The organism is Saccharopolyspora pogona (genome assembly GCF_014697215.1).
GTDB lineage: Bacteria > Actinomycetota > Actinomycetes > Mycobacteriales > Pseudonocardiaceae > Saccharopolyspora > Saccharopolyspora hattusasensis.
Map to the genome: position 1 here is coordinate 4,702,304 of NZ_CP031142.1, position 17,580 is coordinate 4,719,883.

At 69.4% G+C, this 17,580-nt stretch carries 16 protein-coding genes; 5 read left to right on the top strand and 11 right to left on the bottom strand.

Annotated features, from left to right (window positions below; all coding sequences use genetic code 11):
• Positions 1–61: 61 nt before the first annotated feature.
• Positions 62–850, bottom strand: a complete 789-nt coding sequence (locus DL519_RS21495; RefSeq protein ID WP_190824134.1) for a metallophosphoesterase family protein — start codon at positions 848–850, stop codon at positions 62–64.
• A gap of 243 nt (positions 851–1,093) precedes the next feature.
• Here DL519_RS21495 and DL519_RS21500 point away from each other — a divergent pair, with 243 nt between their 5' ends.
• The gene (locus tag DL519_RS21500) at positions 1,094–2,905 is read left to right on the top strand and encodes an AMP-dependent synthetase/ligase (RefSeq protein ID WP_190817453.1); all 1,812 of its coding nucleotides are present in this window, start codon (positions 1,094–1,096) and stop codon (positions 2,903–2,905) included.
• Positions 2,906–3,091: 186 nt separating this feature from the next.
• Here the strand turns inward: DL519_RS21500 and DL519_RS21505 are convergent, their stop codons facing one another.
• The 3 genes from DL519_RS21505 to DL519_RS21515 form a co-directional block, all read right to left on the bottom strand.
• Complete coding sequence (locus tag DL519_RS21505) at positions 3,092–4,393, bottom strand: basic secretory family protein (protein WP_223839368.1); 1,302 nt, start codon at positions 4,391–4,393, stop codon at positions 3,092–3,094.
• A gap of 96 nt (positions 4,394–4,489) precedes the next feature.
• Positions 4,490–5,533, bottom strand: a complete 1,044-nt coding sequence (locus DL519_RS21510) for a C40 family peptidase (RefSeq protein WP_223839369.1) — start codon at positions 5,531–5,533, stop codon at positions 4,490–4,492.
• 380 nt (positions 5,534–5,913) lie between these two features.
• Complete coding sequence (locus DL519_RS21515; RefSeq protein ID WP_190817456.1) at positions 5,914–7,230, bottom strand: NYN domain-containing protein; 1,317 nt, start codon at positions 7,228–7,230, stop codon at positions 5,914–5,916.
• Between the two features lie 629 nt (positions 7,231–7,859).
• Here DL519_RS21515 and DL519_RS21520 point away from each other — a divergent pair.
• Positions 7,860–9,578: a DEDD exonuclease domain-containing protein gene (locus DL519_RS21520; protein ID WP_190817459.1), complete on the top strand. Its 1,719-nt coding sequence runs from the start codon at positions 7,860–7,862 to the stop codon at positions 9,576–9,578.
• Between the two features lie 43 nt (positions 9,579–9,621).
• On the opposite strand, the gene DL519_RS21525 is transcribed toward DL519_RS21520, so the two are convergent.
• The 5 genes from DL519_RS21525 to ctaE form a co-directional block, all read right to left on the bottom strand.
• Positions 9,622–10,047, bottom strand: coding sequence for a PPOX class F420-dependent oxidoreductase (locus DL519_RS21525; protein WP_190817461.1), 426 nt, complete (start codon positions 10,045–10,047; stop codon positions 9,622–9,624).
• A gap of 93 nt (positions 10,048–10,140) precedes the next feature.
• Positions 10,141–11,793, bottom strand: coding sequence for a cytochrome bc1 complex cytochrome b subunit (gene qcrB / locus DL519_RS21530; RefSeq protein ID WP_190817463.1), 1,653 nt, complete (start codon positions 11,791–11,793; stop codon positions 10,141–10,143).
• Positions 11,790–12,917, bottom strand: a complete 1,128-nt coding sequence (gene qcrA, locus DL519_RS21535; RefSeq protein ID WP_190817465.1) for a cytochrome bc1 complex Rieske iron-sulfur subunit — start codon at positions 12,915–12,917, stop codon at positions 11,790–11,792. The genes qcrB and qcrA overlap by 4 nt, the downstream gene beginning before the upstream one ends.
• Positions 12,914–13,720: a cytochrome bc1 complex diheme cytochrome c subunit gene (qcrC, locus tag DL519_RS21540; RefSeq protein ID WP_190817467.1), complete on the bottom strand. Its 807-nt coding sequence runs from the start codon at positions 13,718–13,720 to the stop codon at positions 12,914–12,916. Before qcrC ends, qcrA begins: the two co-directional genes overlap by 4 nt.
• A gap of 87 nt (positions 13,721–13,807) precedes the next feature.
• Positions 13,808–14,419 (bottom strand): aa3-type cytochrome oxidase subunit III, encoded by a 612-nt coding sequence (gene ctaE / locus DL519_RS21545; protein WP_190817469.1) that lies wholly within the window; start codon positions 14,417–14,419, stop codon positions 13,808–13,810.
• Positions 14,420–14,567: 148 nt separating this feature from the next.
• On the opposite strand from ctaE, the gene DL519_RS21550 reads away from it, so the two are divergent.
• The 3 genes from DL519_RS21550 to trpD all read left to right on the top strand — a co-directional run bounded on the left by DL519_RS21550 (position 14,568) and on the right by trpD (position 16,668).
• On the top strand, positions 14,568–14,942 hold the full coding sequence (locus tag DL519_RS21550; RefSeq protein WP_190817471.1) for a hypothetical protein: 375 nt from the start codon (positions 14,568–14,570) through the stop codon (positions 14,940–14,942).
• 121 nt (positions 14,943–15,063) lie between these two features.
• Positions 15,064–15,471 (top strand): response regulator, encoded by a 408-nt coding sequence (locus DL519_RS21555; protein ID WP_190817473.1) that lies wholly within the window; start codon positions 15,064–15,066, stop codon positions 15,469–15,471.
• Positions 15,472–15,630: 159 nt separating this feature from the next.
• Positions 15,631–16,668 carry an anthranilate phosphoribosyltransferase gene (gene trpD / locus DL519_RS21560; RefSeq protein WP_190824137.1) on the top strand — a complete coding sequence of 346 codons (1,038 nt, stop codon included), beginning with the start codon at positions 15,631–15,633 and terminating at the stop codon, positions 16,666–16,668.
• Positions 16,669–16,792: 124 nt separating this feature from the next.
• On the opposite strand, the gene DL519_RS21565 is transcribed toward trpD, so the two are convergent.
• Together DL519_RS21565 and DL519_RS21570 are read right to left on the bottom strand one after the other, a co-directional pair.
• The gene (locus DL519_RS21565; protein WP_190817475.1) at positions 16,793–17,077 is read right to left on the bottom strand and encodes an Lrp/AsnC family transcriptional regulator; all 285 of its coding nucleotides are present in this window, start codon (positions 17,075–17,077) and stop codon (positions 16,793–16,795) included.
• Positions 17,078–17,170: 93 nt separating this feature from the next.
• Positions 17,171–17,569, bottom strand: coding sequence for a cytochrome c oxidase subunit 4 (locus tag DL519_RS21570; RefSeq protein WP_010695317.1), 399 nt, complete (start codon positions 17,567–17,569; stop codon positions 17,171–17,173).
• Between the last annotated feature and the right edge of the window lie 11 nt (positions 17,570–17,580).

The following is a 17,580-nucleotide window of genomic DNA, read 5'->3' on the forward strand; positions in this document are numbered from 1 at the left end:
GCCGCAGGTTACCGGGTGCGAGCGGCGGCAGCGGCACGGAGGAGCCGGGTTTTCCTCACCTTCACCACCGGATCACGTACGGCCGCCCGGTGCGCTTGAAATGCCCGACGTTGACGCACTCGGTGCGCCCGATGCGCGTGCGCTGCGCCAGCGGCTGGTGCACGTGCCCGAACAGCGACCACCGCGGCTGGTCGGCGGCGATCCGCTCCACCAGCGCGGTCGAGCCGTCCTCGGGCCGCCGCGCCACCACGTCGTAGACCAGGTCCGGAAGGGCGGGCGGCAGGTGGGTGCACAGCACGTCCACTTCGGGCAGCGCCGCGACCGCGGCGTTGTACTCGTCCTCCGGCCTGAGGTACGGGACCCAGGCAGCGTGACGGCGCAGCGTCGCACCCGGCGGCAGCAGGGTGCCACCGACGAAACCGAAGGTCAGGCCGCCGATCTCGACGCTCTCGCCGTCCAGCACGTGGATGCCGTCGCGGACGAACTCCGGCCACAGGCGGGGCGCGTCGACGTTGCCGGGGGTGGCGTAGGCGGGCGCGGTCATCGCGTCGAACAGCTCGTCGTACTGCTCGCGGACGGCTTCCTCGACCACTGCCGCCGGATCGGTCAGCCCCGCCCACAACGAACGCACGTAAGCCCCGAACTCGGGCCCGCGGCGGCTGCGCCGCAGTTCGGCGAACCGCGCCACCTTCTCCGGGCCGAAAACCCGCCCCAGGATGCCCTTGCCGTGGTCGTGGTAGTCGACGAAGTCGATCAGGTCGCCGAGCACCACCAACGCGTCCGCGCCGTCCCCCGCGCGCTTGAGGGCCTCGACGTTGCCATGGACGTCCGAAACGACGTGGACGCGCAACTCAACTCCCATCCGCCGACAACTCCTACCTCGAACCTAATCCGTTCCGGTACCGCGGTGGAACGCCGGTTGCCGGCGGGTGTCCCGCCAGAAAGCGCAGGCCGCCGACCGGCGGCACCGCGCTGATCGCCGTGACGACTACGCTGTGCTGACTGCAGCGGGAGACCCCGAAGGACTACCGCTCAGTAACTATCGGCGTTAGGTTGTGCCCCACTGACTGGTTGTGTTTTCGGAGGTTTCGACGTGCGAGAGTTCAGCGCACCCGCCACAACGACTGTGGCCGAGGACGAGAACCTCACCGACATGGTGTGGGCCAACGCGGAGCGCTTCGGGAGCACCGTGAGCTTCCGACGCCGAGTGGACGGCACCTGGGTCGACGTCACCGCCGCCGACTTCGCCGCGCAGGTGCTGGCCGTGGCCAAGGGCCTCGTCGCCACCGGCCTGCAGGCCGGTGACCGGGTCGGGCTGATGTCGCGGACCCGGTACGAGTGGAGCCTGCTGGACTTCGCGATCTGGACGGCCGGCTGCGTCACGGTGCCGATCTACGAAACCTCCTCCGCCGACCAGGTGGAGTGGATGCTCAACGACTCCGGCGCCAAGGCCGTGATCGTGGAGACCGAGGCGCACCGCGCCGAGGTGGACAAGGTCGTCGACCGGCTCTCCGAGGTCTCCCACGTCTGGCAGATCGAGGGCCCGACCAGCGGCGGAGCCGCCGGCGTGGTCGACGAGCTGACCGCGCTCGGCGCGGAGGTCGACGACCGGGACCTGCATCTGCGCCGCCGCGCGGTGCGCGCCGAGGACCTCGCGACGCTGATCTACACCTCGGGCACCACCGGTCGCCCCAAGGGCTGTGTCCTCACGCACCGCAACATGCTCGCCGAGGTGCGCGCGGACATCGAGGCGTTCCCGCAGCTGACCCGGCCGGGCAACTCGATGCTGATGTTCCTGCCGATGGCTCACGTGCTGGCCCGCGCGATCACCGTGATGTGCGTGTACGGCAGGGCCACCCTCGGTCACACCAGCGACGTCAAGGACCTGGTCACCGACCTCAGCTCGTTCCGGCCGACGTTCGTGCTGGCCGTGCCGCGGGTGTTCGAGAAGGTCTACAACACCGCCAAGCAGAAGGCGCACGGCAGCGGCAAGGGCCGGATCTTCGACCTCGCCGAGGACACCGCGGTCGCCTACAGCCGGGCCGTGGACGGCGGCGGCGCCGGCCTGGGGCTAAAGCTCAAGCACACCCTGTTCGACAAGCTCGTGTACGGCAAGCTCCGGGCAGCGCTCGGCGGTCGCTGCATCGCGGCGGTCTCCGGTGGCGCGCCGCTGGGCGAACGGCTCACGCACTTCTTCCGCGGCGTAGGCGTACCGGTGCTGGAGGGCTACGGGCTCACCGAGACCACCGCCGCCGCTGCGGTGAACGTGGAGTGCGCGTTCAAGGTCGGCACCGTCGGCAAGCCGGTGGCCGGCACGTCGGTGCGCATCGCCGAGGACGGCGAGGTGCTGATCAAGGGCGACGTCGTGTTCCGGGAGTACTGGAACAACCCGATCGCCACCAAGGAGTCCCTCGAGGACGGCTGGTTCCACACCGGCGACCTCGGCTCGCTGGACGACGAGGGCTTCCTCAAGATCACCGGCCGCAAGAAGGAGATCATCGTCACCGCGGGTGGCAAGAACGTCGCCCCGGCGGTGCTGGAGGACGCGGTGCGGGCGCACCCGCTGATCAGCCAATGCATGGTGGTCGGCGACCAGAAGCCGTTCATCGGCGCGCTGATCACCCTCGACCCGGAGTTCCTGCCGGCCTGGCTGGCGAACAACTCCCGCCCGGAGAACACCGCGGCGTCCGAGCTGATCGACGACCCGGACCTGCGCGCCGAGGTGCAGAAGGCGGTCGACGAGGCCAACAAGGCGGTGTCCCGCGCGGAGCAGATCAAGCAGTTCCGCATCCTGTCGCAGGACTTCACGGAGGCCACCGGCGAGCTGACGCCGAGCATGAAGCTCAAGCGCAACAAGGTGGCCGAGAACCACGCGACCGAGATCGAGGCCATCTACTCCAAGTAGGAGCGCTCGTCCTCGCAGGGCCGCCAATTTCGCGAGAAATTGCGCCCACCCCGGGTGACGGGGCATCGTCGCGCTTCGTGATCGCCGCGGTACGTTCGTGCAGCGTGACCTCGCGAGTTCTCTGAGCCGGTGAAGGGGAGTTTCAAGCGACTTGCCCGTCCGAAGACGCCCGTCGCCTCGAAAGAGTCAGCCGAAGGTGTTTGGGAGGTCGGCTCGCCAGTCGGCGACCAGCTGGTCTTTGCTGAGGCCCGTAGTCTCGCGGAGAGCCTTGTCCACTGTGGTCGGTGAGTTCGAGGCCGCGACGCGGCGGTAGAGGTCCACGAGGCGTCGTTCGCCGAGGCGTTCGGCGAGGTGGCGGACCACCGACCAGGATTGCTGGTACGCCAGGTCCAGGCGTCGTCCACCCTGGTGGAAGTCGCCGTCGTCGGGCAGTTTCGCCGGCGGCCCGGTCTCGCGTAGTTGGCGGACCAGGTCCGGGGCGATGTACTTGGGCGCCACCCCGCTCCCGCGGTAGCCGACGTAGTCCGCGAAGCCCTCCAGCATCCACATCGGCGCACCGTCCACTGTGTCCGCGCGGGCCGCGGTGTGCGTGATCTCGTGCCGCAGCACCACGCTCAGGGCGGTGTCGGAGAGCTCGCTCGCCGCCTTCGGGTTGAGCACCACGCGCGGGCCCTCCACCCGGCGAGCCGCGACGTCCACCCGATCGGCCACCGCCACCGCCGCGATGTCGTCCACCGCGAATTCCGGCCCCACCAGCGACCGCAGCTCCTCCCGGGACTCCGGCAGCACCACGCCGACCCGCTGGGACCAGCCCGGACCCCAAATCCGCGTCACGTCGGCCACGGCAGCGTCCAGCTGCCGAGCCACCCGCTCCACCGGCTGCCGGCGGTGGCCGATGACCATTCCGGTGGCGGTGCGGCGCACCTGGCACAGCCCGAAGTCCCACGGGCCGCGCCAAGCGTTCCCGTGCGCGCCCTCGTCGCCCGCGAGGTACCAGGAACCGCCGCGCCGGGCGAACACGTAGCCGAGCGGGCGCTGAGTGGGCACGCTGTCCACATCGGTCAGCGCGTAGCGCAGCACCACCCGCGGCGCCCAGGTCTCGTCAGCCTCGGGCACCGACGGCCGGTCCCCCGTCGCGCCGTCCAACTGGTAGGCCCACTCGGTGACCGGGATCGTCGCGAGGTTCCGGAAGAGTTCGTGCTGTCGCCGCTGGAAGTCCGGCGGCGACTTCGGGTCCACCGTGGCCGCGAACGCCGACTCGTCACCGGACCGGACCGCGGCGGCCCGCTGCTCCAGCAGACGCCGCACAGCCACCTCCGGCGGCGACGTCGCGACGGTGAACCCAGCCCGCCCGGACACCTGCACCGGCGCGCTGCGCGGAAGTTCCGGCGACGGCAGCGAAAGCAAGGAAACCCCGGCCAGTACGGCGCCGGCGGCGGCAGCCGCCAGCCACCCCCGAAACGTCCCAGGCGCAGGCACAGGGCGCATGGTATTCCCGATCACATCGGCGGACCCGTGGCCCCCCGACACACTTCCGGGGCCGGCACTTCGTGGTGCCGGCCCCGGAAGTCAAGTGGTGCAGGCTCAGCCCGCGATGCGGCGGATCGCCGTAATCGGGCCGATCTTCTTGTAGTCGGCCACCTTGACGACGTCGCCCTCGGTGGGGGCGTGCACCGCCTTGCCGTTACCGATGTACATGGCGACGTGGCTGACCGGGCTGTAGAAGAAGATCAGGTCGCCCGGCTTGAGGTCGCTGGCGGAGACGCTGCGGCCCTCGCCGACCTGGGTCTTGGTCGAGCCGCCGATGGTCACGCCGGCCTTCTGGTAGGCCCAGTAGGTCAACCCGGAGCAGTCGAAGGTCGACGGCCCCTTCGCGCCCCACACGTAGCTCGAGCCCTGCTTGCTCAGCGCGGCGTTCACCGCGGCGACCGCCGCACCGGCACCGGCGATCGAGCCCACGCCCGTCTCACCGTCGGACTTCAGCGAGTCGCGGTCCGCACTGCTGAGCTCGTTGTAGCGCTGCCTGGCCTTGGCGATCTGCTCCTGCATCGCCTTGGTCTTCTGGTCCAGGTCTTCGGCGATGCGCGCGGCATCCGTTTCGGCCTGCACGGCGCGGTTGCGGGCATCCTGCGCGGCGCGCTCGGCGGTTTCGGCCTGCTGCCGCGCCGAGGTCAGCGCCTTGATCGCGTCGTTGTTGTCCTTCGCCAGCACGTCCAGCGCGGACGCGCGGTCCAGGAAGTCGTCCGGGGTTTCGCTCACCAGCAGCGCCGACAGCTTGTTCAGCCGGGCACCCTGGTAGGACGCGTGGGTGAGCTGGTCGACCTGGCCGCGGAACCGCCCTTCCTCGGCGCGGGCCTGGTTGGCGACCTGTTCGGCCTGGCCGGCCTCCTGGTTCGCCCGGTCGAGCTCGTCCTTCTTGGCGTTGTGGTCGTCTTCGGCCTTCTTGGCGTCCTCGGTGAGCTGTTCGGCCTGGTGCTGGAGCTCCTGCACCTGCTTGGCCGCGTCTGAGGCGTTGTTCGGGAGTTGCGGGTCTGCGAGCGCCGGCCCGGAGGTCATACCAACGACGGCTGCGACCGCGGTTGCGGCCAGGGCACCTCGCAAAGAGCGTTTAAGTCGGTGCGACTCCACGTCGCGCACTGCTCCTTCGTCTCCACCCGCTTACCGCCCGGTTGCCCCCTGCCCGGTGCGGCCCGACTCCCCGACAAGTCGATGCAGCGGTGCCCCGCGGGCCGCCCGGTCTGGGCGACTGATCGCCACGAGGTCCCGAGTAGGTTACGAAAGGTGAGCCGCGACGTCCAGAAGCGGGTCGAAAAATTTGTGCATTTATGCACAAGACCTCTAACGGAGGAGAGTCGCGCGCTCACGGTGACGAATCTTGCGGCTTAACTACCTGGAATAGCGACGGAAAAATCCACCCGATAGGGAGATCTGGGACACCTGGGTGATCGATTATGAGATCGGCCACGCACCCACCGATTCGTCAGGCGGTCGGTTGCATCGGCAAGCTGCTAGACCCGGTTCAGCCGCGCCAGCAACATCGCGGACGAAACGGCATAAGCGCCCCGCCGGCGGACGGAGGTGACCACGGCCCGGTCCGAGGTCGCCACCACGACTTGACGCCCCTTCGGCTCGGCGGAGACGAGATCCCGGATGACGTCGTCGGCCTGGACCCCGGCCTCGCTGAACAACACCCGGACCCCGCGCGGCCCGGCGGTCGGCACCGCCAGCACGTCGGCGCCGTCGAAGACCACGGTGACCTCCGCGCCAGTCCGCGCCGACAACGCGGCCAACTGGTGCGCCAACCGATCCCGCTGATCGGAAAGCGGCAATTCCGGATACCCGGTCTTGGTCACGTTGTAGCCGTCGACGATCAGATGCACGGCGGGCAACGCCAACAACCGGTCCAACGCGGCGACGTCCGGCACCTCGCCGGTCGCGCCGGAATGCGCCCGCACCCGCTGCACGACGTCCGCGGGACGCGGCCCGCTCCCGCTCGCCCCGAGCTCGCGCCGCAGGCCGCCTACGGCGCCCTCCAGCGTCTCCAGCAGCAGCGCCAGCCGCACCTCGTCGCCCTGACGGGCCTCTCGGGCGGACTGTCGCGCCACCTCCACCTCGGCGCTCGCGCGCTCCGCGCGCCGTCGCTCGTCCTGCGCTCGCGTCCGCTCGCGGTCCCGCTCCGCGGCGATCTCCCCGAGCGCAGCCTCGCGCTCCGCGCGGACCTTCTCCAGCTCGCTGCGCGCGTGCTCCGCGGCGTCCTTGGCTTCCTTGAGACGCACGCCCTGCTCCCGCAGGCGCTTGCGCAGCCGGTCCGCCTCCGCACTGTTCTCGCCACCTACCCGGTCGGCGATCTGCTTGGCTTCGGTGAGTTCGCCGCGCAGCCGCTCGACGTCGGCGTTCAGCCGTTCGACTCGCGCCGTCGCGGAGTCGCGTTCGGCACGCAGCTGGCCCTGTTCGGTGCGGAACGCGATCAGTTCCACGTAGTGCGGCGCGATCGGCGAGCCGAGCAGCACGGCGGCCGCGGCGACCGCGACCGGGTCGGCGTCGTCGAAGGCGAGTGCCCCGGGGCGGTGGTTGCGGCACCAGTCCACAACGGCGGTGTGGAACACCCCGTAGTCGCGCAGCGCGGCGATCAGCACAGGTTGGCCCAGCTTGGCCCGCTTGGCGGGGGCGAAGCGGCCCACCGGGCGAAGCTGCGCCGGCACGTCCGACGCGCGCATCTCGTCCAATGCGCCGGCAGCGAGTTCCGCCAGCCGGAGGCGGAGCGGGCCGGGCAGCGCGTCCCAGTCGATCAGCGGGCCACCACCGGCCTGCTGCGCACTGTCCACAGCAGACTCGTCGGGGGTGGGGGTGTCGGCTGACCCCGGCTTCGGCGGTACCACCCCCACAGGCTAACGGCCGGGGTCCCGGAATCCCGCATCCACCGACCCTGTCGCGGTAGCGGGACGTAACTCGAACCCTCCCCCCGTATGAATGGGGGATTCCTGGCTCTCGCTGCCCGACCGCTCGGCGAGCAGCCTGGTCTTCCACGATCAACGCCAGCCGGGTTGGAACCAGCCCGGTTTCCCCAAAAAGGCAAAAGGTTGTTGTGCTGGCTTGATTCTCGCTCAGCGCGCCGATGACCATACCGAATCGCCTGGTCGCCTCGTGCACAGACTTGAGGCGTTTCCTCCCTGGCCTGAGAGCCTGTCGGCGAATGCCGTCCGCGCCTTTGGAAGCGGCGTAGCCGCTTGCATTCACCTTGCCAAGACGACCATCGGCGGGTTCTGAGAGGTTTTCTGGCGAGGACGGCCCCTCCGCCGCGTATTGGACATACACCAGGAGGGGCACCCGCAGTCCAGGGAACCTCTCAGGTTCCGCTAAGCGACCACCCACCCAGACCATTCACCAACAGGCTCTAACTGAAGACCGGGGCGATCACTGGTCCTGTCGGTAGCGGGACGTAACTTGAGCGCCGATGTCCGCGCACCCGCAACTGTCCTTCGACGAGCTCCTCACCACCGAGGAAGTCCCGCTGCACGAGGTGACCTTCGTCGTCGTCGACCTGGAGACCACCGGTGGTGACCGCGACGGGGACGCGGTCACCGAGATCGGTGCCGTCAAGGTCCGCGGCGGTGAAGTGCTCGGCGAGTTCGCCACGCTGGTGAACCCGGATCGCGGCATTCCGCCCTCGATCGTGTCGATCACCGGCATCACCGAGGCGATGGTCGTCGACGCGCCCCGCTTCGACGCGGTGCTGCCGGCCTTCCTGGAGTTTTGCCGCGGCAGCGTGCTGGTGGCGCACAACGCCCCGTTCGACATCGGGTTCCTCCGCGCCAACTGCGATCGGCTCGGCCTGCGGTGGCCGAAGCCGCAGGTGGTGGACACCGTTCGGCTGTCCCGCCGGGTGCTGACCCGCGACGAGACGCCCAACCACAAGCTCGGCACGCTGGCGCGAGTGCTCAACGCCCGCACCGTTCCCGTGCACCGCGCGCTGGACGACGCTCGCGCCACGGTCGACGTGCTGCACGCCCTGCTGGAGCGCGTCGGTCCGCTCGGGGTGCGAACGCTGGAAGACCTGCTCGGCCACCTGCCGGACGTCACGCCGCAGCAGCGGCGCAAGCGCGGCCTCGCCGACGGTCTGCCGAACTCGCCGGGCGTCTACCTGTTCCGCGGCCCGAAGGATGAGGTGCTCTACGTCGGCACCGCGACCGACCTGCGGCGGCGGGTCCGGCAGTACTTCACCGCCGGGGAGCGGCGCAGCCGGATCAAGGAGATGGTGACGATCTCCGAGCGGGTCGACCACGTGGTGTGCGCCCACCCGCTGGAGGCGGAGGTCCGGGAACTGCGGCTGCTCGCCGCGCACCAGCCGCGCTACAACCGGCGTTCGAAGTTCCCGCAGCGCGCCTGGTGGGTGGTGCTGACCGACGAACCGTTCCCGCGCCTGTCGGTGGTCCGGATCCCGAAACCCGATGCGCTGGGTCCGTTCAGCTCGCGCCAAGCCGCCGCCGACGCCGTCGAGGCGCTCCAGTCCGCCACGACCGTGCGGCGGTGCGCTGAACGCATCTCGGCGCGCGAACCCAGCGGCCGGCCTTGCGCCCTGTACGAGCTGGAGCGCTGCGGCGCGCCCTGTGCGGGCCGTCAGAGCGCCGAGGAGTACGAGCCCGCAGTGATCTCCATCCGGGACGTCATCCGCGGCCGCAGCGCCGATCTGCTGGACCGGCTGCGCGACGAACTCGACCGGCTGTCCGCCGCGCAACGCTTCGAAGACGCCGCCGTGCACCGCGACCAACTGGCAACGCTCGTGCGCTCGCTGGACCGCGGGCACCGCCTGGCCGCCCTGACCAGCGTGCCCGAGCTCGTAGCGGCCCGGCCGGACGGCCGAGGCGGCTGGCACCTGTCGGTGATCCGGCACGGGCGACTCGCCGCCGCGGGCACCGCCCGGCGCGGCGTCCCGCCGATGCCGATCGTGGATCTGCTGCAGGCGTCGGCGGAGACCGTGATCCCCGGTGCGGGACCGCTGCACGGCACGACCGCCGACGAGGCACGGGTCGTCTACCGCTGGCTGACCACCGGCGGCACCCGCATGGTCCGCTGCAGCATCCCGTGGGCCGAACCGGCGAACGCCGCGGGTTCCTGGCGCGCCTGGTTGGAGAAGGCGACCACTGGCCACACCCCCTACGCCGCAATCAACTGAAGGTCGTGGCCACCTGGCCGCGGAACCAACGCGCCTGGAGCCGTCAGCCCGTCATGTCGAGGCTGGCGATCACCTTGGTCGGCCGGATCCGGACCACCAGTTCGCCCAGCACCCCGTTGCGGCGGCCGAACTCCGCGGCCCGGTCCAGCCCCATGTAGCGGCCGCCGATCTCGGTCGCCGTGCGCAGCAGCTCGGCGGGGTCCTCCGAGATCTCCGCGATGCCCTGCACCTGTACGAAGGCGAACGGCGGCTCGGGCAGGTCCGCGCACAGCGCGACCCGCGGATCGCGGGCGATCGCGCGGCCCTTCGCGGTGTTCTTGCCGGTGTTGAACACCACGTCGCCGCCGTCCAGCACGAACCACACCGGCGCGACCAGCGGTCGCCCGTCGCTCGCGGTGAAGCCGAGCATGCCGGTGCGGGTGCCCGCTTCGAGGAAGCCGCGGATCTCCGGATCGTTGATCGATGTCACGCGGGCAACCGTAGTGGGCCCGCCACCACCTCGCGATCTCGGAAAACGACGAGGCCCGGCACCCTCGGGGGCCGGGCCTCGATCGAACTGCGCTTACTCGGTGGGCTGCTGCGGCTTGCCAGCGGTCAGCTCGCGCTCCGCCTGCTGGATCTCGTCCTCGTGCCGCGCCCGCTCCAGTGCCGCGGTCTCCTCGATCGGGTCCGGGGTGAGCAGGCTGCCCGCCACCGGGCTGCCGGCCGCGCCGAGCTTGTTCATCTTCTTCGGCACCGGAGCGCCCTGGTAGGGCAGCGGCGCCGGGTGGCCGTGGTCGTCCACTGGGCCGAGCGGCTGGTGGACCTCGATGAACTCGCCGTGCGGCAGGCGCTTGATGATGCCGGTCTCCACGCCGTGCTCCAGCACCTCGCGGTCGCTGCGCTGGAGGCCCAGGCAGACCCGGTAGGTGATGTAGTAGGCGATCGGCGGCAGGATCAGCAGGCCGACGCGGCCGGCCCAGGTCATCGCGTTCAGCGAGATGTTGAACTGGAACGCGACGATGTCGTTCGCACCGGAGATCATCAGCACGCCGAAGAGCGTCAGCGCCATCGCACCGAGACCGGTCCGGACCGGCGCATCACGCGGCCGCTGGAGCAGGTTGTGGTGCGCGTTGTCCTTGCTGAGCTTGCGCTCGATCAACGGGTAGGTCATCAGCAGGGTGAACAGGATGCCCATGCCGATGACGCCCGCGAAGAACACCGGCGGCACGGTGTACTTGCCGATGTAGAGCTCCCAGGCGGGCCAGATCCGCAGGATGCCGTCCGCCCAGATCAGGTACCAGTCGGGCTGCGAGGCCGCCGACACCTGGGACGCGTTGTACGGGCCGAGGTTCCAGACCCCGTTGATCTGGAAGACACCGGCCAGGATCGCGCACACGCCGGTGACCAGCGCGAAGAACGCACCGCCCTTGAGCGCGAAGACCGGCATGATCCGGACGCCGACGACGTTGTTCTCCTTGCGCCGCACCCCGGGGAACTGGGTGTGCTTCTGGTACCAGACCAGCGCCAGGTGCACCGCGACCAGGCCGAGCATGATGCCCGGGATCACCAGCACGTGCAGCACGTACAGCCGCGGGATGATCTCCGTGCCCGGGAACTCACCGCCGAACAGCGCCCAGTGGATCCAGGTGCCGAGCACCGGGATCGACAGCACGATGCCGGACAGGGTGGCCCGGATACCGGTGCCGGAAAGCAGGTCGTCCGGCAGCGAGTAGCCGAAGAAGCCCTCGAACATGCCCAGCATGAACAGCAGGGCGCCGATGGTCCAGTTGCTCTCGCGCGGGCGGCGGAACGCACCGGTGAAGAACACCCGGAACATGTGCGCCGCCATGGCCGCGACGAACAGCAGCGCCGCCCAGTGGTGGAGCTGCCGGATGAACAGACCGCCGCGCACCTCGAACGAGATGTTCAGCGTCGTCTCGAACGCCCGGGACATCGGGACGCCCTGGAGGTTCTTGAAGACGCCGTTGTAGACGACCTCCTCCATGGAGGGGTCGAAGAAAAGCGTCAGGTAGACGCCCGTCACGATCAGGATAATGAACGTGTAGAGCGCGATCTCCCCGAGCAGGAACGACCAGTGCGTGGGGAAGACCTTGTTCAGCTGGCGCCGCATGCCCTTGGCGAGCTGGTACCGCGAGTCGAGCTCGTCGGCGGCGGTGGCCACCTTGCGGTACGTGGCGCTCTCCGCCTTTGTCGGTCGAGTGATCGAACTCATGAATTACGCTCCCAGTACGCCGGGCCGACCGGTTCGATGAAGTCGCCCTTGGCCACGAAATAGCCGTCCTCGTCCACCATGATCGGAAGCTGCGGCAGCGCCCGCGTGGCCGGACCGAACACCGGCTTGGCGTAGGTGTTGACCACGTCGAACTGAGACTGGTGGCAGGGGCAGAGCAGGCGCCCGGTCTGCTGCTCGAACAGGGATGTCGGGCAGCCTACGTGGGTGCAGATCTTCGAATAGGCGTAGTAATCGCCGTAGTTGAAGTCTTCCTGACCCTTGCGCTTGACCGGCTTGCTTCCGGGGCGCAGCCGGATCAACATGACCGGCGCGTCGCCCTTGCGCATCGAGGCTTCGAGCTCGTGCTCGTCGTGCCGCATCGACTCCCGGAACGGGAAGACGGTCTCGAAGCCGCCCGCGTCGATGTCCTCCGGCCGCAGCAGGGAGATCTCGTGCGGGTCGCCGGTGTTGCGGCGCAGGTAGGTCTTCTCGCCGTTCTCCGACAGCCACCCGGTGTGCTTCAGGGACTCCGGCCCCTCGGTCGCCCACGGGTTGCGGACCAGACCGCCGATCGCGAACACGCCCGCGCCGACGCCGAAGGCACCAGCACCGAAGCCGGCGGTGCGGCGGATCATCGACCGGCGGGTGATGCCGCTGCGGTTGCCCGCGTCGGCGAGCAGCGCGGCGGTGGTCTGCCGGTCGACCTCGTCGGAGCCGTGGCCGTCGTGCCGCTGCTGGACCGCGACCTCGTGCGGGATGAACTTCTTCTGGTACTGCACGACGGCGATGCCGACGGCCAGGATCGCCAGGCCGAAGAAGAAACCGATCAGCGGGTTGTACAGCGAGTAGATGAAGTGCGCGCGCTCGTCCGACGGCGGCGCGTAGCCCCACGGCCAGAACACGAAGACCGCGATGAACGCCAGCGCCGACAGGCCGGCGAGGGTGAACCAGGCGGCGACCGCCCGCTCCGCCCGGCGCTCCGCGCGGGTGCCCGGCACGGGCCAGTTGTCCCGGTACTCGACGAGTTCGACGTCGTCGAGCGCCAGGCCGAGCCGGACCTTCTCCTCGCGGCTCATCTCGGCCAGTTCGGCGTCGGTGTATTCCGTCTTGTTGTGCTCACTCATGCCCTGGCTCCGATCCACAGGGTGAGGCCGATCAGCGCGCCGAGCCCGACCACCCAGGCGATGACACCCTCCGGCCCGGGCCCGTAGCCGCCCAGGTCGTTACCACCCGGGTTGTTGTTGCCGTTGGTGACCGACTTGACGTAGCCGATGATGTCCTGCTTCTCCTCCGGCGTCAGCTGCCGGTCCGAGAACTTCGGCATGTTCTGCGGGCCGGTGAGCATCGCCTCGTAGATCTCCTGCTCGGTGGCCGGCGCCAGGTTCGGCGCGAACTTGCCGGAGGACATCGCGATGCCGCGGCCGGTGAAGTTGTGGCAGGACGCGCAGTTGAGCCGGAAGAGCTCGCCGCCGCGCGCGGTGTTGCTGCCCTGCAGCGCCTCGCCGGTCTTCTTCGGCGACTCCGGCCCACCGCCGTAGGTCTGCACGTAGGCGGCCAGCGCGTCGATCTCTTCCGGGTTGAACTTCGGCGGCTTGCGCGTCGCCTGCGCTTCCTGGCGCACCATCGGCATCCGGCCGGTGGCGACCTGGAAGTGCACGGCGGCCTCACCGACGCCGACCAGGCTCGGTCCGCGGTCCTGGACGCCCTGCAGGTTCGAACCGTGGCAGGAGATGCAGGCGTTGTTGTAGAGCTGCTCGCCCTGCCTCACCAGAGCCGGGTCCGCAGCGGCGTGCGCGGTCTGCGGCTCGGGAGTCACGACGGTGTACAGCCCGCCGGCACCCACCAGCGCGATGCCCAACGCCAGTACACCGGAGATCCGCCGCTTGAGCTGCGAGCCCGCGCGGTTCCGTTTCTTGTTGGTGGTCATGAGAGCGGCAACCCTTGCTGTCCGGTTCGGGGTGTTCGGTTTCGACCTCGTGAGAAAAAGCCGATCAATGGAACCCTGCTTCAGCCGTCATGGGACGAGGTAGATCACGGCGAACAGGCCGATCCACACGATGTCCACGAAGTGCCAGTAGTACGACACCACGATGGCGGCGATGGCCTGGGCCGGCGTGAACTTGCTGAGCTTCGTCCGGATGATCAGGAAGATGAAGGCGATCAGCCCGCCGATGACGTGCAGCCCGTGGAAGCCGGTCGTCAGGTAGAAGACCGTTCCGTAGGCCGACGACGCGATCGTGGTCGCGTGCTCGGTGACCAACGTGTAGTACTCACCGGCCTGCCCGAGCACGAAGAACGTGCCCATGATCAGCGTGATCACGTACCACCGGCGGAGGCCGAAGACGTCACCCCGTTCCGCCGCGAACACGCCCCACTGACAGGTGAACGAGGACGCCACCAGGATGATCGTGAACGGGAGGGCGTACGGGAGGTTCAGGTGAGTGGGCGGTGGTGGCCACTCGCCCTCGTTCTGTGCCTTCACCGTGAAGAACATGGCGAAGAGCCCAGCGAAGAACATCAGCTCGCTGGCCAACCAAACGATGGTGCCTACGCTGACCATGTTCGGCCGGTTCAGCGAGTGCACGCGTTGACTGATTGAGGGCGCTGCCGTTGTCACGCGACGCATTATGTCTTGCACGTTTTCCCCTCGCGCCTTCGGGTCCGGCCGTCAGCCGCAGGGTGGTCGGATTGCAGCCCGGAGGTAACGCACTGTGAAAAGCATCCACGCACGGTGGTCAGCCTTCCGGGCCGCCCGCAGGGCCCGCAGCAGGCCCGTGACCAGCGTCGACGATCCCGTGCTGGAGGTCGTCGTGACCGCGTTCGACGAAACCGAGGCCGCCTCGGCCGCCCTCGCCCGCGCCGAGCGCTGGCAGCCCGAACTACCTGCGGTGTTGCGCCACCACCTGGCCCTGCCGGAATGCTCGGTCGAGGCCGCCCGGGTCCTGCTGGACGCCGACGGCTGGGAACTTCGCCCAGGTGGGCAGGGTGGCGAGCTCGCCGCGCCAGGCCTGACCGCGTTGGTCGCGCTGCGTGTCCAGCGACTCGACGCGTTGCACTGCTCACAGGAGAGTTCCCGGATGGCCGGGCTCGCCCAGCGCCACGGCGGTCAGTCCTTCGGCTGGGACGCCCTGCAGCCCGACCCGAACTGATCGACTTCTGGTTGATCGGTTTGCCCGGGCGACTACTGTTCGCCCCGGTCGGGCGGATAGCATCCGGAGATGTTCGGCGGTCCCACCGCCCCATCCTGCGCCGACCCGCGAGGAGCTAGTGATGAGCACACCGACCACGAACGTTCTCGTGTTCAGCCATCGCCCCGAGATCCGAGAGGCGATCATCACAGCGATCGGGCGCCGACCGGCCCCGGATCTCGCCCGGCTGCACTACATCGAGGCCGGGACCGTGGCGGACGTGCTCAGCGAGGTCGACGCGGGCCACGCGGACCTGGTGATCCTGGACGGCGAGGCGCAGCCGACCGGCGGCATGGGCGTGTCCCGGCAGCTGAAGAACGAGATCGCGCAGTGCCCGCCGGTGGTAGTCGCTGTGCGCCGCAAGGACGACCGATGGCTGGCGACCTGGTCGCAGGCCGACGCGGTCCTGGTGCACCCGCTGGACCCGCTGGCCGCGGCCGAGACCGTCGCCGAGGTCCTGCGTTCGCAGGGCAAGCCGGTACCCGCCTGACCTGACGTTGCGGGATGATTGGCGCAGCGGCGCGGTCCGCGCTCCCCTTTCGGGAGGCACCGACGCTGCGTCCTCGGGTGCGCGGCTCGTGGAGGTGTCCGTTGCACCGCGTCGGGGCCGCCGCCGCTTGCTGAAGACGGAGTGAAGAACGTGGAAACCATGGCGGGAAACTGGGCAGAACTGCTGGGCAGCCTGGTCGCGGGTGAGGATCTCTCCGCCGAGGAAACCGCCTGGGCGATGGACCTGATCATGTCCGGGGAGGCCTCGCCCGCGCGGGTCGCGGCCTTCGTGGTCGCGCTCCGCGCCAAGGGCGAGACGCCCGCCGAGGTGCGCGGGATGGCTGACGCGATGCTCGCGCACGCCCTGCGGTTGGAGATCACGCAGCGCTCGGTGGACATCGTCGGCACCGGCGGTGACCGATCCGGCAGCGTGAATATCTCCACAATGGCTTCGATCGTGCTCGCCGCGTCCGGCATCACGGTCGTCAAGCACGGCAACCGGGCCGCGTCGTCGAAGTGCGGCACCGCGGACGTGCTGGAGGAGCTCGGCGTGGCCATCGACCTCGCGCCCGAGGGCGTGCGGCGCTGCGTCGAGGAGATCGGCATCGGGTTCTGCTTCGCGCCTGTGTTCCACCCAGCGTTCAAGCACGCGGGCGGCCCGCGGCGCGAGATCGGCATTCCGACGGCGTTCAACGTGCTCGGGCCGCTGACCAACCCGGCGCTCCCGGCGGCGGGCCTGATCGGCTGCGCCGACTCCCGGATGGCACCGGTGGTGGCCGAGGTGTTCGCCTCCCGCGGCAATTCCGCGCTGGTGGTGCGCGGCGACGACGGCATGGACGAGATCACCACCACTGCCGGCAGCACGGTGTGGGTGGTGCACGACGGCGCGGTCCGCGAGGACCGGATCGACCCGCAGGAGTTCGGCATCGCCCGCAGCCGCCCGGAGGACCTTCAGGGCGGCGACGCGACGGTCAACGCGAAAGCGGTCCGCGATCTCCTGGCTGGCGCCACGGGCCCGGTGCGGGACGCTGTGCTGCTGAACGCGGCCGGCGCGGCGGCGGCCTACGACGGCCCCGGAACGAACCTCAGCGACCAGCTCAACGCCGGATTGGAGCGCGCGGCGAACGCGATCGACTCGGGTGCCGCCGCGGACCTCCTGGACCGCTGGGCTGCGCGCTCCACAGCCCTCCGCGCCTGACCCGGTGCCGGACCAGATCACAGTTTCAATTGAAGCCATGCCACCACTTCGGTGGACCACAGTCTCAATTGAAACTGTGGTCCGTCAGGCTCCTTCAAGCGCAGTTTCAATCGAAACTGCGGGATCACTCCTCTTCGAGGCCGATGGAAAAGGCCGCTTCGGTGTCACTGCGGGAGTAGGAGCGAAACGCGATGTGGGTGTCCGTGTCGAGGACGCCCTCGACCTTGTTGATCCGGCCGGGCACGATCTCGGCCAGGTCCTCGTGGCGGGACACCCGCAGCATGGCGATCAGGTCCACGTCGCCCGCGCAGGAGTAGACCTCGTCAACGCCGTCCAGGTCGGCGATCTCCTGGGCCGCCTCGGCGAGGCGATCGGCGGCGGTCTGGATCAGCACGATCGCGGTGATCACGGCAAAACCTCCTGCTGCAGCGGTACTGGAAGATCTTAAACCGCGCAGGCCCCCGGGTCCGGTGGACTCGGGGGCCTGCGCTCGGTGTCGTCGTCAGTGGTGGCTCTGACCGGTGTGGTACTCGAACACCAGCCCGGCCACCATGATCAGCACGAAGCCGACGGCAATGACGATCATCCACACGTGGAAGAACGCCAGGGCCAGACCGGCGAAGGCGGCGGAGGCCGCCAGGCCCACCGGCCAGTAGCTGCCCGGGCTGAAGAAGCCCAGCTCACCAGCACCGTCGCTGATCTCCGCGTCCGGGTTGTCCTCGGGCCGGTCCTCGATGCGGCGCGCCACGAACGAGAAGTAGCTGCCGATGATCAGGGACAGCCCGCCGACCAGGATCAGCGCCACGGTGCCGACCGGCTCCTTGGCCCAGACCCCGTACACGATCGCGGACAGGAAGAAGAAGATGGTGATGTAGTTGAAGATCTTGGATTCGACCTTCATGGAGTCCTCGC

Coding starts and splice junctions, on each gene's coding strand:
- DL519_RS21505 (WP_223839368.1), bottom strand. CDS start 4,393: ATGCGCCCTGTGCCTGCGCCTGGGACGTTTCGGGGGTGGCTGGCGGCT.
- DL519_RS21520 (WP_190817459.1), top strand. CDS start 7,860: ATGTCCGCGCACCCGCAACTGTCCTTCGACGAGCTCCTCACCACCGAG.
- qcrB (WP_190817463.1), bottom strand. CDS start 11,793: ATGAGTTCGATCACTCGACCGACAAAGGCGGAGAGCGCCACGTACCGC.
- qcrA (WP_190817465.1), bottom strand. CDS start 12,917: ATGAGTGAGCACAACAAGACGGAATACACCGACGCCGAACTGGCCGAG.
- qcrC (WP_190817467.1), bottom strand. CDS start 13,720: ATGACCACCAACAAGAAACGGAACCGCGCGGGCTCGCAGCTCAAGCGG.
- ctaE (WP_190817469.1), bottom strand. CDS start 14,419: ATGCGTCGCGTGACAACGGCAGCGCCCTCAATCAGTCAACGCGTGCAC.
- DL519_RS21555 (WP_190817473.1), top strand. CDS start 15,064: ATGAGCACACCGACCACGAACGTTCTCGTGTTCAGCCATCGCCCCGAG.
- trpD (WP_190824137.1), top strand. CDS start 15,631: ATGGCGGGAAACTGGGCAGAACTGCTGGGCAGCCTGGTCGCGGGTGAG.
- DL519_RS21570 (WP_010695317.1), bottom strand. CDS start 17,569: ATGAAGGTCGAATCCAAGATCTTCAACTACATCACCATCTTCTTCTTC.